Annotated in this window: 12 protein-coding genes; 4 read left to right on the plus strand and 8 right to left on the minus strand. The window is 70.9% G+C overall.

Features of this window, described 5'->3' with window-relative positions:
• Window positions 1–20: 20 nt before the first annotated feature.
• The 8 genes from HNR16_RS08965 to HNR16_RS09000 form a co-directional block, all read right to left on the minus strand.
• On the minus strand, window positions 21–2867 hold the full coding sequence (locus tag HNR16_RS08965; protein ID WP_158041846.1) for an FtsK/SpoIIIE family DNA translocase: 2847 nt from the start codon (window positions 2865–2867) through the stop codon (window positions 21–23).
• 84 nt (window positions 2868–2951) lie between these two features.
• A complete protein-coding gene (locus HNR16_RS08970) occupies window positions 2952–4205 on the minus strand; it encodes an ABC transporter permease (RefSeq protein WP_179558174.1) in 1254 nt (417 codons plus the stop codon).
• The gene (locus HNR16_RS18790) at window positions 4202–5296 is read right to left on the minus strand and encodes an ABC transporter ATP-binding protein (protein WP_158041844.1); all 1095 of its coding nucleotides are present in this window, start codon (window positions 5294–5296) and stop codon (window positions 4202–4204) included. Before HNR16_RS18790 ends, HNR16_RS08970 begins: the two co-directional genes overlap by 4 nt.
• On the minus strand, window positions 5296–6351 hold the full coding sequence (locus HNR16_RS08980; RefSeq protein ID WP_158041843.1) for an efflux RND transporter periplasmic adaptor subunit: 1056 nt from the start codon (window positions 6349–6351) through the stop codon (window positions 5296–5298). The genes HNR16_RS18790 and HNR16_RS08980 overlap by 1 nt, the downstream gene beginning before the upstream one ends.
• 226 nt (window positions 6352–6577) lie before the next feature.
• Entirely contained in the window at window positions 6578–8251 is a 1674-nt protein-coding gene (locus HNR16_RS08985; RefSeq protein WP_158040793.1) for a ribonuclease J, read from the minus strand.
• 48 nt (window positions 8252–8299) lie between these two features.
• Entirely contained in the window at window positions 8300–9277 is a 978-nt protein-coding gene (gene dapA / locus HNR16_RS08990; protein ID WP_158040794.1) for a 4-hydroxy-tetrahydrodipicolinate synthase, read from the minus strand.
• Window positions 9278–9286: 9 nt separating this feature from the next.
• A complete protein-coding gene (locus tag HNR16_RS08995) occupies window positions 9287–10015 on the minus strand; it encodes a DUF1990 family protein (RefSeq protein WP_158040795.1) in 729 nt (242 codons plus the stop codon).
• Window positions 10016–10084: 69 nt separating this feature from the next.
• Window positions 10085–10345, minus strand: a complete 261-nt coding sequence (locus HNR16_RS09000; protein ID WP_158040796.1) for a hypothetical protein — start codon at window positions 10343–10345, stop codon at window positions 10085–10087.
• A 25-nt stretch (window positions 10346–10370) separates the two neighbouring features.
• Between HNR16_RS09000 and HNR16_RS18795 the strand changes: the two genes are divergently transcribed.
• The 4 genes from HNR16_RS18795 (at window position 10371) to HNR16_RS18800 (ending at window position 13925) form a co-directional block, all read left to right on the plus strand.
• Entirely contained in the window at window positions 10371–10937 is a 567-nt protein-coding gene (locus HNR16_RS18795) for a CGNR zinc finger domain-containing protein (protein ID WP_225737874.1), read from the plus strand.
• 155 nt (window positions 10938–11092) lie between these two features.
• Window positions 11093–11806: a DUF4166 domain-containing protein gene (locus HNR16_RS09010; protein WP_158040798.1), complete on the plus strand. Its 714-nt coding sequence runs from the start codon at window positions 11093–11095 to the stop codon at window positions 11804–11806.
• On the plus strand, window positions 11803–12840 hold the full coding sequence (locus tag HNR16_RS09015) for a DUF1731 domain-containing protein (RefSeq protein WP_158040799.1): 1038 nt from the start codon (window positions 11803–11805) through the stop codon (window positions 12838–12840). The genes HNR16_RS09010 and HNR16_RS09015 overlap by 4 nt, the downstream gene beginning before the upstream one ends.
• The gene (locus tag HNR16_RS18800) at window positions 12837–13925 is read left to right on the plus strand and encodes a ribokinase (RefSeq protein ID WP_158040800.1); all 1089 of its coding nucleotides are present in this window, start codon (window positions 12837–12839) and stop codon (window positions 13923–13925) included. Before HNR16_RS09015 ends, HNR16_RS18800 begins: the two co-directional genes overlap by 4 nt.
• Window positions 13926–13969: the final 44 nt, after the last annotated feature.

Here is a 13969-nt window from a genome sequence, read left to right on the forward strand (position 1 = left end):
GCTCCCTCACCGGGATGCGACTAGTCGCGTCCCGTCAGACTCCAGGCGTCCTCGCTCTCCGACGACTCCCCCTCTTCGACACCATCGTATTGCGCCGCGACGGCATCGAGGGCCGCGGCCTCGTCGGCGACCGGTGCGGGCGGCTCCTGCCCGCGCATGCGCGCGAGCACACCGGGGAGTTCCTCGACCGTCACGAGCACGTCGCGGGCCTTCGAGCCCTCCGATGGGCCGACGACGTCGCGTGACTCCATGAGGTCCATGAGCCGCCCCGCCTTCGCGAACCCGACGCGCAACTTGCGCTGCAGCATCGAGGTCGACCCGAACTGACTCGTGACGACGAGCTCGGTCGCCGCGAGGAGCAGCTCGAGGTCGTCGCCGATGTCGGCGTCGATCTCCTTGCGCTCGACGACGGCCGCGACGTCGGCGCGGTATTCGGGCTGGGCCTGCTGCTTGACGTGCTTGACGATCGCCTGGATCTCGTTGTCGTTGACCCACGCACCCTGGACGCGCATGGGCTTCATCGAGCCCGCCGGGGAGAACAGGCCGTCGCCCTGACCGATGAGCGCCTCGGCGCCGACCTGGTCGAGGATGACGCGCGAGTCGGTCGAGCTCGTCACGGCGAACGCGAGTCGCGAGGGCACGTTCGCCTTGATGAGGCCCGTGACGACGTCGACGGACGGACGCTGCGTCGCGAGCACGAGGTGGATTCCGGCCGCACGCGCGAGCTGCGTGATGCGGACGATCGAGTCCTCCACATCGCGCGGGGCGACCATCATGAGCTCGGCGAGCTCGTCGACGACCACGAGGAGGTACGGGTACGGCTTGAGCTTGCGCTTCGACCCCTCGGGCAGGACGATCTCGCCCGCCCGGATCGCGGCGTTGAAGTCGTCGACGTGCCGGTACCCGAAGCTCTCGAGGTCGTCGTAGCGCATCTCCATCTCCTTCACGACCCACTGCAGCGCCTCGGCCGCCTTCTTCGGGTTCGTGATGATGGGGGTGATGAGGTGCGGGACACCCGCGTAGGGCGTGAGCTCCACGCGCTTGGGGTCGACGAGGACCATGCGCACCTCGCTCGGCTTGGAGCGCATGAGGAGCGAGACGATCATCGAGTTGACGAACGACGACTTGCCGGATCCGGTCGAACCGGCGACGAGGAGGTGCGGCATCTTCGCGAGGTTCGCGAGCACGAAACCACCCTCGACGTCCTTACCGACGCCGATCGTCATGGGGTGGGTCGAGTTGATCGCGCGCTGCGACTGCAGGACGTCACCGAGTGCGACGACCTCGCGGTCGGCGTTGGGGATCTCGATGCCGATCGCGCTCTTGCCGGGGATCGGCGAGAGGATGCGGACCTGGTTGGACTTCACGGCGTACGAGATGTTCTTCGACAACTGCGTGACGCGCTCGACCTTGACGCCCGGTCCGACCTCGACCTCGTACCGCGTCACGGTCGGGCCGCGCGAGAAGCCCGTCACCTTCGCGGCGACGTTGAACTCCGTGAAGGTGTTGTCGAGCGCCGCCATGATGACGTCGTTCGCCTCCGTGCGTGTCTTGCCGGGCTCGCCGCGCGAGAGCATGGACGTCGCGGGCAGGCGATAGGGGTTGTCGCCGTCGGCGTCGCGCGAGTCCCACGCCGCCTCGTCGGGCTCGTCGGCCTGTGCCGCCGCCGTGTCGGCGGCCGGAACGGTCGCCGTCCCCACCGCGTCGGGCGCCTCGAGGACGAACTCGTCGAGGTCGGTGGCGTCGGAGTCGTCGTGGATGCCCGTCGGGCTCGCACCCGCGGGACCCGCGAACGAGCCGAGCGCGGCCGCCGACTCCTCGGGCGTCGGCATGACGGTCGTGGGTTGCGGGGCCGTGTCGAACGCGTCGAGGTCCACGGGCCCGGATTCGTTCCGCGCGGGCGCGTGGGTCGCGCCCGTGAGCAGCTCGGTGAGCGCGTCGTCGGTCCCCCGCGGCTCCTCATCGGGCTCGCCGAGCACGGGCGTGTCGAACGCGGGGTCGACCTCGCGGCCGGACGCGTTGCGGCGCCACCACGGGAGCGACTCGTCCGCGTCGTCCGCGGCGGCCTCGCCCGTCTCGTCGGACAGGAGGTCGTCGGCCGATCCGCGGCGGCCCGCTGCGGAGGAGGTGCGAGCGTGGGCCGCCCCCTCGTCGTCGTCGATGCCGAACAGCCACACCCACAGCTCGCGGAGCCGCTGGGGGACGCGGTTCGGCGGGGTCTTCGTGATGATGAACAGGGACAGCACGAGGACCACGATCGCGATCGCGCCCGCGCCCCACACGGTCGTGAGGAAGACGAGCGGCGTCCCGGCCATCCAGCCGAAGACCCCGCCCGCGCGGGCGAGCTCGGGCATGCCGGCCGAAGCCTGGGGTTGCCCGCCGAACACGTGCGCGAGGGTCGACGAGGCGAGGACGCCGAGGAACAGCCCGATGCCGATGCGGCCGTTGTCGCTCACGGACGCGGGATTGCGGAAGAGCCAGAGCGCGAACCCGGCGAGCACGACGGGCAGACCGTACGCGACGACACCGAAGAGGCCGCCGAAGGTGAACGCGTTGAGCGTCACCGCGACGGGTTCTCCGGGGAAGAACCACACGACGACCGCTCCCAGGACGGCGAGGAGCAGCAGGAGCATCGGGAATCCGTCGCGACGCTCCTCCTTGCTCACGCGCTCCGGACCGAGCGCGCGGGCCGCCGCGCCGACGGCGTGGGCGAGGCCCAGCCAGGCGCGGGTGACGATGCCGGGACCCTCGTCGGTTACGGCCTGCGGGAGCTTCTTCGTTCGAGACGCGGCCGAGCCGCCTCCACGCTTCGAGGAGGACGCGGCGGACGCGGACGAGCGCGGGCGTTTCGGCGTGGAAGTCGGCATGGGACGACGATAACCCCATGAGTCACATCAGCCCCGCGCGCCTCGCCGGATTCGGCGCGACACGCGGGGCGTCCGCTCGGTACCTCAGAGACGCAGGGCGTCGATGACCTTGATCCTCGTCGCGATGAACGCGGGGATGATGCCCGAGATGACACCGACGACGAGGCTGATGATGAGGCCCATCCACGCGGCATCGGTCGGGAACGGCGCCCCGTCGGGGAACGCGCCCAGTGAGACGGCCTGCTGCACCGCCGTGTTGCTGAGGATCAGCGCCGCGAGGGCGATCCCGCACATGCCGGCGATGAGCGTCCCGACGACGCTCTCGAGCAGGACGGCGACGAACACGCGTCCACCCGTGGCACCGAAGGACCGTCGGATCCCGATCTCGCGAACGCGATTGTCGACCGACAGGATCGCGAGATTGATGTAACCGACGACACCGATGACGAGCACGATCGACGACACGATCGCGATCATCGTCGTGAGTCCCTGGGCACCGCCACCGTACGCGCCCGCATCGGTTCGGGTCGCCTCGACCGCGACAGAGGGACCGAGCGACGACTGCAGGTCGGTCTTGATCCGCCAGCCGAGGTCCTCACCGATCGCGGGAGGCAGCCAGACGACGTACGACATCTGTGAGCCCGCTCCACCCATCGCCGACGCGGCGGCGACCTCCGAACCATCCGTCTCCGTCGTGGAGATGCGGTCGTAGGAGTCGTAGAGCATGTAGAGCTGATCACTCGTCGAGAAGCCGAACTCGGGGGCCGAATAGACACCGACGACGACCGCGGTCGTGCGTGTCGGCGCGAGGATCTCGAGCGTCGGATGCGTCGCGAGGTCGGGCGAGCCGAGCCCCTCCCACATCGAATTGCTGATGACGACCGCCGGGGCGAGACGATCGGCGTCGTCCGTCGCGAACCAGGACCCCTCCGTGACGGGGACGCTCCGCATGTCGCCGTACGAGTGGTCGACGGCGGTCACGGCGACGGGCGCGACACCATCGGGATACTGCACCTGCACCTGCCCCGACAGCGATCGGCTGACGTAGGTGATCTCGTAGCGCTCGCTGATCTCCGTCATCGCCGACTCGAAGCGTTCGGCGGTCTCGGTCGCGTCACCGCCCGAGGCGCTGATCTGGTACGACATGTCCGGGCCGCTCATCTGGTTGTTGAGCATGTCGATCCCCGACTCGGTGAGTCGACCGATGCCGGTGACGGTCGTGAGCGCGCACACGGCAAGGAGGACACCGAGCAACGAGAGGATCAATCGCGTCTTGTGCACGCGGATCTCGTCCCACGCGTCGAGCAGCCCCCCGACGGCTCCCGTGAAGAACTTCATCGCTCGTCCCCCGATGCTTCGTCGCTGCGGCCACGTCGCCAGCGTCTCGTGGCCGACCGGCGGCGGCCGCGGCGATTCGGGGCCTCGCTCGCGCCGTCCCCCACGACGGGTCCGCCCGCCACGGTGTCTCCCGACGGATCGCCCGGAGACGCCCCGAAGGTCGGCACCTCGGGCGCGTCGAACACCACCGGGTCGGGCTCGGGCTCGCCGGTGACGGCGTCCCATTCGACACCGGACGGGGACGAGCCGTCGGCGTTGCTCCCGGCCTCGACGAAGACCGACTGCGCGGCGACGTGCCGCGCGAACTCGGGCGCCGCGACGTCGTCCTTCGCGATCGCGACGGCACCGACGGCCACGGGGACCTCGCCGCCGCGCGCGACGATCCGCTCACGCTCCGCCTCGGTGAGGTCGTCGTCGGCGAGCACGTGCCCGTCGTCGATCCGGATGACACGCGGCGCCTGTGCCGCGATCGCGGGGTCGTGCGTGATGACGATCATGGACGCGTCCGTCTCCGACGTGACCTCGTCGAGCAGCGCCATGACGGCGGCCCCCGTCTCGACGTCGAGCGCACCGGTCGGCTCGTCGGCGAGGATGAGCGCGGGGCGCCGGACGAGGGCGCGGGCGATGGCCACGCGCTGTTGCTCACCACCGCTCAACCGGTCGGGCTTGGCGTCGAGACGGTGCCCGAGGCCGACACGCTCGAGCATCTCCGACGCGATGCGCTTGCGCTTCCAGAACCGCTCGTCGCGCTCGTAGAGGAGCGGCATCGCCACGTTCTCGACGGCGGTCCGCTTCTGCAACAGGTTGAACTGCTGGAAGACGAACCCGACCGTCGACCCGCGCAGCCGATCCCGACGAACCGCCGAGAGCGAGGTCGTCGGGGTGTCGTTGAACAGCACGTCACCCGTGCTCGCGGTGTCGAGGAGGCCGATGATGTTGAGCAACGTCGACTTCCCCGAGCCGGAACGTCCCACGACCGAGACGTGCTCGCCGCGGTCGACGCGCAGGTCGATGCCCTTCAGGATGTGCAGGTCACCGCCGTCGGGCGTCCGCACCGACTTGTGCACGTCGCGGAGTTCGATGAGGCCCATCAGAGCGACCCACCGGCGCCGCACTCCTCCGAGACCTCGCCGGTCGCGGGGTCGGGCTCGCAGGGGTCGGGCGGACGCGTCGCGCCGGGGACGAACTGCAGGATCGTATCGGTCTCGGCGAGCCCATCGACGACTTCGACCGAGGTGCCGTCGCTGAGTCCGAGCGTGACGGTCCGCTCCTCGTGCGTCCCGTCGTCGCCGACGACGGTGACCGTGCCGGTGCCGGCCTGGCCCTTGACCGCAGTGATCGGGATCGTGAGGACGTTCTCGGCGATGCCGCCGTGGATGATCATGCTCGTCTCGACGCCCGCGAACGCCTCGACGCCGTCCGGCACGCGGCACGTCACCTTCGACTTCGTCTGATCCGTCGCCTGCGTCCCGGTGCCGGTGCCGCCACCGCCCGTGCCGGTCCCGGTTCCACCGGTCGTGGGCGTCGTGCCCGACGTGATCTTGAGATCGGTACAGGTGAACGCCGCCGGCCCACCGGTGATGGTCACCTCGGCGTCGGTCGGCTGGGTCGTGAGCCGGTAGCGCTGCACGGCGGGGATCTCGCCCGCGACGATGAGCTGCGACGGGGTCACGGTGATGGCGTCCTGCCCCACCTGCACTGGCTGGTTCGGCAGCAGGTCGAGGGTCGTGACCGTGCCCGTCGCTGGAGCGGTCACCTCGTCCCACGAGACCTTCGTCTCGCCGGCCGTCTGCGAACCATCCGCATTCGTCGTCGGCTCCGCCGGGGTCTCACGCTTGATCGAGGCGATGACCTCGCCGAATCCGACCGCGGAGCCGACGTTCACGTAGACCTCCTGGACGATGCCCTCCATGGGGATCTTGCCGGTCTGGACCTCGTCCTGGGTGACGGTGCCCTTGACGGTGAGGTCGTTCGTGATCGTCGCGACGACGGGGGTGACCGTGGGATCCGCGAGCGAACCCGTGGGGACGAGCTCCTCCTCCGTCGGGCCGCCCGGGAAGAACGCCATCTTCGCGATCGCCGCGATGACGACCACGACGAGCAGTCCCTTCAGGATCGGCCAGATCCACTTCCGCCAGACGTTCACGTGTCTCCCTCGGTCCGAGCTCGTCCGACCGGGGGTCGGCGGTGCTCCTCGGTTGTTCCATTCGACCCTATGCGGGCGTGCCCGTCGGCTCCTCCCCCGTGCGGGCGAATCACCTCGGCCGAACGACAGAGACGGACGGCGGCGGGCGTGTGGCGGGACCAACCGTGGTTGGTCCCGCCACACGCCCGCCGCCGTCCGTCTCGCGCCCCGTCGAGGGCGCGGCCGGTCAGGCCTCGATGACGACCGGGATGATCATCGGCTTGCGCTTGAGCTTCGTGTTGACCCAGCGGCCGACCGTGCGTCGCACGACCTGCGAGAGCTGGTACTGGTCGCGCGTGCCACCCTCGACGGCCTCCTTGAGCGCCTTCTGGATGCCCGGGATGATGTCGTCGAAGACCGCCTCCTCGGGCGCGAAACCGCGCGCGTGGATCTCGGGCCCGACGACGATGTTGCCCGTCGCTGCCTCGACGACGGTGAAGATGGAGATGAACCCCTCCTCCGCGAGGATGCGGCGATCCTTGAGGTCGGCGTCGGTGATCGTGCCGACGGTCGAGCCGTCGACGTAGACGAAGCCGATGTCGATCTGGCCGACGACGCGCACCTGGTGGTCGCGCATCTCGAGGACGGCGCCGTTCTCCACGACGAACGTGTTCTCGGCGGGCACGCCGGACTGCTTCGCGATGCCCGCGTTCGCGACGAGGTGACGGAACTCCCCGTGCACCGGCATCGCGTACTCGGGCTCGATGATGTTGTAGCAGTAGAGCAGCTCACCGGCCGACGCGTGGCCCGAGACGTGCACGTTCGCGTTCGCCTTGTGCACGACATTCGCGCCGTTCTTGATGAGCGCGTTGATGATGCGGAAGACGGAGTTCTCGTTGCCCGGGATCAGGCTCGACGCGAGGATGACGGTGTCGCCCTCCCCCACCTCGATCTGATGGTTGTGCGCGGCGATCCGGCTGAGCACGGCCATCGGCTCGCCCTGCGACCCCGTCGACATGAACACGATCTTGTCGTCCGGCAGGTTGACGGCCTTGCGATGGTCGATGAGCACGCCCTCGGGCACGTCGAGGTACCCGAGGTCCTCGGCGATGCCCATGTTGCGGACCATCGAGCGGCCCATGAGCGCGACCCGGCGGCCGTTCTCGACGGCCGCGTCGATGACCTGCTGCACGCGGTGCACGTGGCTCGAGAAGCTCGCGACGACGACCTTGCCCGGCGTCTTCGAGATGACGTCGCTCAGGACGGGGCCGATCGCCCGCTCGGTCGGCGTGAAGCCCGGCACCTCCGCGTTCGTCGAATCGGCCATGAAGAGGTCGACGCCCTCCTCCCCGAGCCGCGCGAACGCGCGCAGATCGGTGAGCCGGTCGTCGAGCGGCAGCTGGTCCATCTTGAAGTCGCCCGTGTGCAGCACGGTGCCGGCGGCGGTCGTGATGTGCACGGCGAGCGCGTCGGGGATCGAGTGGTTCACGGCGACGAACTCGAGCCGGAACGGGCCGAGCTGCTCGACCTGCCCCTCCTCGACGGTCAGCGTGAACGGCTTGATGCGGTGCTCCTTGAGCTTCGCCTCGACGAGCGCGAGCGTCAGCTCCGAGCCGATGAGCGGGATGTCCCGCTTGAGGCGAAGGAGATAGGGCACGCCGCCGATGTGGTCCTCGTGACCGTGCGTGAGCACGATGCCGACGACATCGTCGAGACGGTCCTTGACCGAGTCGATGTCGGGGAGGATCAGGTCGACACCCGGCTGCGTCTCCTCGGGGAAGAGCACGCCGCAGTCGACGATGAGGATCTTGCCGTCGATCTCGAAGGTGGCCATGTTGCGGCCCACCTCGCCGAGGCCACCGAGCGGGATGATCCGCAGGGTGCCCTTCGCGAGTTTCGGCAGTTCGGTGGATGTGGTCATAGATCGCCTTCCGGCAGGGGGTACGGCGCCTTCGCGCCCTGATGTGGTCTATCGCGTGGTGCCGGGGATCTGCGGCAGCGCACCGCCCGCGGCCGCATTGCGGTCGGGGCGGAAGTTGCGGAGGTCGAGGCCCTCGATGTCGCGCACGAGCGCGATGTCGTCCTCGATGAGGGCGGCCTCGAAGTCCTCCGGCCCGACGAGCGGGAGGCGCACGCGGGGTGAACCGATCCGCCCGAGGCCGTGCAGGATGTACTTCGTCGCGACCGTCCCGGGAACGTGCGTCATCGTGGACCGCACGAGGGGTTCGAGCGAGCGGTGCGCGGCCGTCGCGGCGGGCAGGTCGCCGCGGTTCACGGCGTCGACCATCGTTCGGTACGCGTGGGGGGCGATGTTCGCGGTGACGCCGATGAGGCCGGTGCCGCCGATCGCGAGCGTCGGCAGCGCGTTCGCGTCGTCGCCCGCGAAGTACATGAGGTCGGTCTGGTTGAGCACCCGGCTCACCTCGGCGAGGTCGCCCTTCGCGTCCTTGACGGCGAGGATGTTCGGGTGCTTCGCGGCGCGCAGGATCGTCTCGTAGCGGATGGGGATGCCTGCGCGGCCGGGGATGTCGTAGAGGATCACGGGCAGATCGGTCGCGTTCGCGACCATCCGGAAGTGCGTCAGGACGCCCGACTGCGTCGGCTTGTTGTAGTAGGGCGTGACGGCCATGATCGCGTCGGCGCCGGCCTCGGCGGACTGCCGTGCGAGCTGGATCGCGTGGGCCGTCTCGTTCGACGGGCCACCCGTGATGATCTTGGCGCGGCCACCGGCCACGTCCTTGCCGACGCGCACGAGCTTGAGCTTCTCGGCGTCGGTGAGTGTCGAGGTCTCTCCCGTCGTCCCCGTCACGACGATGCCGTCGGCGCCGCCCTCGATGAGGGAGTCGAAGAGCTTCTCGACGTCGCCCCACGCGACTTCGCCGTCGACCGTCATGGGGGTCACGACCGCGACGAGGACCTGGCCGAAGGGATTCGTTTGCTCGCTCACGCTCCCAGGCTACCGGTTCCGCGTGGCCCGGGCGCCGTACGGCCCCTCGTCGGCGGGGCGCGCGCTCGCGCCCGGCACGGGGGTCGTCGGGTGCAGCGCCGCGAGGTAGCGGCGGATGATGCGCTTGCGGTAGCGGTTCGCGTACCACCACACGAGGCGGAAGCGGAACGAGCCGGGGCGGACGAACTCGCGGATCGTGATCCAGACGGAGTCGTCGGGCTCGTGCGTGACGACGAACCGCTGCTCGCCCGCTTCAGGCCCACCCGGCAGGGTGCCGTACACGAACCCGAACCGGTGCTGCTCGGCGATCACCGTCAGGACGCGGACGGGCGAGGAGAACCGGAACGGCCCCGTCCGTGTGACGATGTCGGCGGTCGCACCGGGACGGATGAGGACCGGATCGGCGAAGTCGAAGAGGTGTGCGTGGGGGCGGACGGGGACGGACGCGTTGCTGCTCGGGTCGACCGCGAGGGAGCGGTAGGCGTCACCCGCCATGGTCTCCTGGCGCACGTCGACGACCTCGAGCCCGGAGCCCAGCTGCACTCCCCAGCGCATGAGTCGGGCGACGGACTTCTCGAACCGCTCCTCGCCGGAGCCGAGCTTCGCGCGGTATTCCGCCGCGCGATGGCCCTTCGGCGGGTAGCGCAGGAGGTCGTCGTTCGCCGTCGCACCGACGGCCGCGTAGTTGCAGACGGGGGCGTCGGCGACCGTCCGACGCCGGGGTCCCGGCCGCGCCATCAGGCGTGGGTGCGTCGCGGCGCCGGGCGGTCCGGGGCAGTGCGGGAGGTCACGATCACGCCCGAGATCCTAACCGGCGAGGCCAGGCGTCCGGCCGGCGGGTGTGTGCGTCCCCGTGATCGGCGCACGTCCACCGGTGCCACCGGCACCGACGGTGCCGCCGGTGCCGGGTCGACGGAGTGCCTCGACGCTCGTCGTCCCGCGGTCGCCCGCGTCCTGCGAGACCGAGATCCTGCGGGCCCCGCACGCGCACCGCTCGTAGCGGAGCAGCCCGGCGCTCGCCCGGTGTCGGGATTCGGTGAGCCATTCGTGAGGACAGTCGTTTCGCATGCCTCGAGCGTGCTGTAATGGCATCGTGCATTTCAACCATTACGGCCGAGAGCCGATCGCACTCGGAGTCGACCTCGCGAACGATCCGCCGCGCGATGCCCCCGAACTCGTGCGACGGTGCACGTCGGCCGGGCTCGTCATCGACCTCCCCACCTCGGAGGACGATCTCGATCACACGCTCGGCTTCCTCGACCGGTGGCGCGCGATCGCCGCGCAGACCGACCGCGGTCGACGCGCCGACGCCCTCAACGTGCTGCTCGCCGAGTACGCGGCGGCGCCGCGACTCACGGACCACGCCGGGGACGGCTGGCACCTCCACTTCCGGGAGGACGACGTCGCGGTCGGGCGCCAGATCGCGGCACTCATCACGGTGGGGACGGCACTTCACCTGACGCAACTCGGCATGGACCGGTGGGGCGTGTGCGCGGCGGGCGAGTGCGAGCGGGTCTTCGCCGACGTGTCGCGCGGCGGTCGGCAGCGACACTGCTCCCCCGCGTGTGCGAACCGCGAGCGGGTCCGTCGTCATCGCGCGGGCTCCGGTGGCGTGCGGACCTCGCGACCCGTCGGCGCCTCCGCGAACCGTTCCACCTGATCCCGACCGGCTCGACCCCACTCGTCCCGATCCCGTTCGTCCCGATCCCGTTCGTCCCGATCCCGTCGGCGACGGATACCCGCACACCCACGGTCGCATGCCGACTCCCCCGAGCGCGGGATCCGCCGCGGAGCACGCCACCGTAGGCTGCAGACGTGACCACGCACCACCGCCCGACCGACACCGACGGCGACTCGGAGGGGCTCGGGAACGCGAGCGCGAACGGCTCACCGTACGCCCGGGCGCTCGGCGATCGGATCGACGAACTGCACCCACGGTTGCGCACGTACTTCGCGACCATTCCCGCCGGCCACATCGGCGTCGGGCACGGCGTCTTCGAGCGCGCCGGCGTGCCGCAGCGATGGTTGCGGCCACTCGTGCGCCTCGTCGAACCGCTCGGTGTCGCGTTCGGCGGCTTCGAGCACGAGGTGCCCTTCCGGATCGTCAATCGCACGGTCGACGGCCGCGCGCTCGCGCAGCGCGACTTCCACCTGCGCGGCCGCGTGTGGACGATGGGCGACACCGTCTCGCTCGCGCCGACGGGACGCCTCGTCGACTCCCTCGGGCGGTTCGGCACCGTCGTCGCCGCCTTCGACGTCGATGTGCGCGGTGGTGCGCTCCGACTCGACAGCCGCGCGGTGGGCGTCCGAGCCGGCCTGTTCCGGCTCCGGCTCCCGTCGTTCGTCGCACCTCGGATCTCCCTCACGGAACGCTTCGACGACCCCGACGACCGGGACGGAAGCGACGGGGATACAGCCGACGGGCAGCAGCACGTCGACCTGACGGTCACGCTGCCCCTGCTCGGCACGATCTACGAGTACGCGGGCTCGTTCACCTACCGCATCGAACGGACGGAGCAACACACATGAGCGCAGGAGCGCCCGACGGACGGGTCGTGATCGGCGGAGCCGGCGGCTTCATGGGGCACGCACTCGCGAACCGCGCGAGGCGCGCGGGCCGCGAGGTCGTCACGGTCGGCCGCGCGGGGTCCGACCTCACGTGGGACGACCCCGACGGCCTCGCCCGGGCCGTCGACGGCGCCTCGCTCGTCCTCGGCCTCGCCGGGAAGAGCGTCGATTGCCGCTACACGCCCCCGAACCGTGCCGAGATCATCCGCTCGCGCGTCGCGACGACCGCGGCGATCGCCGAGGCGATCCGTCGCGCGGCCGCTCCCCCGGCCCTGTGGGTGAACTCGTCGACCGCGACGATCTACCGGCACGCGATGGATCGTCCCCAGACCGAGCGCGAGGGTGAACTCGGCTCGGGCTTCTCGGTCGACGTGGCGCGGGCGTGGGAGGCGGAGCTGTTCCGCGACGAGCTGCCCGCGACGCGACGCGTCGCGATGCGCTCCGCGATCGTGCTCGGCTCGGGCGGCGTGCTGCCCGTGCTGCGCACGCTCGCCCGCGCGGGCCTCGGCGGCTCGGCCTGGGACGGGCCCTGGCCGGTGTCGGCGGCACGCCGCGCCGCAGGCACGGCCCACGACCCGGGCTCGCGCCGCGGCGAGCAGCGATTCAGCTGGATCCACCTCGGCGACATCGCGCGGATCATCGACTTCCTCGAGACCCGGCCCGACATCGAGGGCCCGGTGAACGCGTCGAGCCCGCACCCCGTCACGAACCGGCGCCTCATGGCGCTCGTCCGTCGGCACGAGCGGGCGCTCGTCGGCCCCCCACTGCAGCGCTGGATGCTCGAGCTGGGCGCCGTCGCGCTGCGGACCGAGACCGAACTCATCCTCAAGAGCAGGTGGGTCGTGCCGCAGCGCCTGCTCGAGGCCGGCTACCGTTTCCACCACCCGCGACTCGACGGCGCGATCGGCTCGATCGTGGCGGCCGAGCGATCGGGAGCCGGAGAGACCGACGCGCCGCCGAGCGCCGACGAGTCGACGGAGGCCGCGGCGGCGTGAGTGGCGGGATCGTCGTCGTCGGATCGGTGAACGCCGATCTGCTCGTTCGTGTCGCGCGTCTCCCCGGGCCCGGCGAGACGCTGCTCGCGACGTCGAGCGAGGTGCGTCCGGGCGGGAAGGGCGCGAACCAGGCGGTCGCCGCGGCGCTGCTCGGGGCGCCGGTCACGATGATCGGGGCGGTCGGCGACGATGCACACGCGGCGATCGCGACGAGCGGGCTCGAGCGTGCCGGGGTGGATCTCGCGCGGCTCACTCGCGTCGCGGGTCCGACGGGGCTCGCGATCGTGCAGGTCGACGATCGGGGCGAGAACTCGATCGTGGTGGTTCCGGGAGCGAACGCCACGGTCGGGCCCGAGCTCGTCGCCCGGCATCGCGAACGCATCGCGTCGGCGGATGTCGTCGTCCTCCAGGGCGAGCTGCCGGGCGAGACGGTCGAGGCGGCGGCGCGCACCGCGGGCGGTCGACTCGTGTTGAACCTCGCGCCGGTCGTCGCGATCGATCTGGCAGTGGTCCGTTCCGCCGATCCGCTCGTCGTGAACGAGCACGAGGCGGCGCTCGTGCTCGATCTGCTGGGCGGGGTCGAGCTGGTGGGCGGGGTCGAGCGCGCCGGTGCCGGAGCGGAGGCCGGGGTGGACGTGCCGATGTCCGTCCCCGACGCCTCGACACGGCGCGGCGACCGGGATGCCGACGACGCACGTGCGCACGGCACCCGCGTCGACGACCCACGCGACGCCGTTGTGACCGACAGGTCGGATGCCGCCGATCCGGAGCGACTCGTCGATGCCCTGCTCGCTGCCGGGGTGCATTCGGTGGTCCTCACGGTCGGCACCGACGGCGCCGTGATCGGGACGGTCACCACGGACGGACCGCGCACGGTGCGCGTGCCCGCTCCGAACGTGACCGCGGTGGACACGACCGGCGCGGGCGACGCGTTCACGGGAGCGCTCGCCGTCGCGCTGCTGCGGGGCGACGGGCTGCACGCCGCGGCCGCATACGCGGTCAGGGTCGGTGCGTTCGCGGTCGGTGGTCCCGGTGCACAGGACGCGTATCCGACGACCGAAGACGAGCTCCCGGCTTCGCACTGACCGCACACTGACGCCGAGCCCCCGGTAGGCACCGACGCCACGCC

The organism is Pseudoclavibacter chungangensis (assembly GCF_013410545.1).
Lineage (GTDB): Bacteria > Actinomycetota > Actinomycetes > Actinomycetales > Microbacteriaceae > Pseudoclavibacter > Pseudoclavibacter chungangensis.

Coding starts and splice junctions, on each gene's coding strand:
- HNR16_RS09015 (WP_158040799.1), top strand. CDS start 11,803: ATGAGCGCAGGAGCGCCCGACGGACGGGTCGTGATCGGCGGAGCCGGC.
- HNR16_RS08965 (WP_158041846.1), bottom strand. CDS start 2,867: ATGCCGACTTCCACGCCGAAACGCCCGCGCTCGTCCGCGTCCGCCGCG.
- HNR16_RS09000 (WP_158040796.1), bottom strand. CDS start 10,345: ATGCGAAACGACTGTCCTCACGAATGGCTCACCGAATCCCGACACCGG.
- HNR16_RS08995 (WP_158040795.1), bottom strand. CDS start 10,015: ATGGCGCGGCCGGGACCCCGGCGTCGGACGGTCGCCGACGCCCCCGTC.
- HNR16_RS08970 (WP_179558174.1), bottom strand. CDS start 4,205: ATGAAGTTCTTCACGGGAGCCGTCGGGGGGCTGCTCGACGCGTGGGAC.
- HNR16_RS08985 (WP_158040793.1), bottom strand. CDS start 8,251: ATGACCACATCCACCGAACTGCCGAAACTCGCGAAGGGCACCCTGCGG.
- HNR16_RS18790 (WP_158041844.1), bottom strand. CDS start 5,296: ATGGGCCTCATCGAACTCCGCGACGTGCACAAGTCGGTGCGGACGCCC.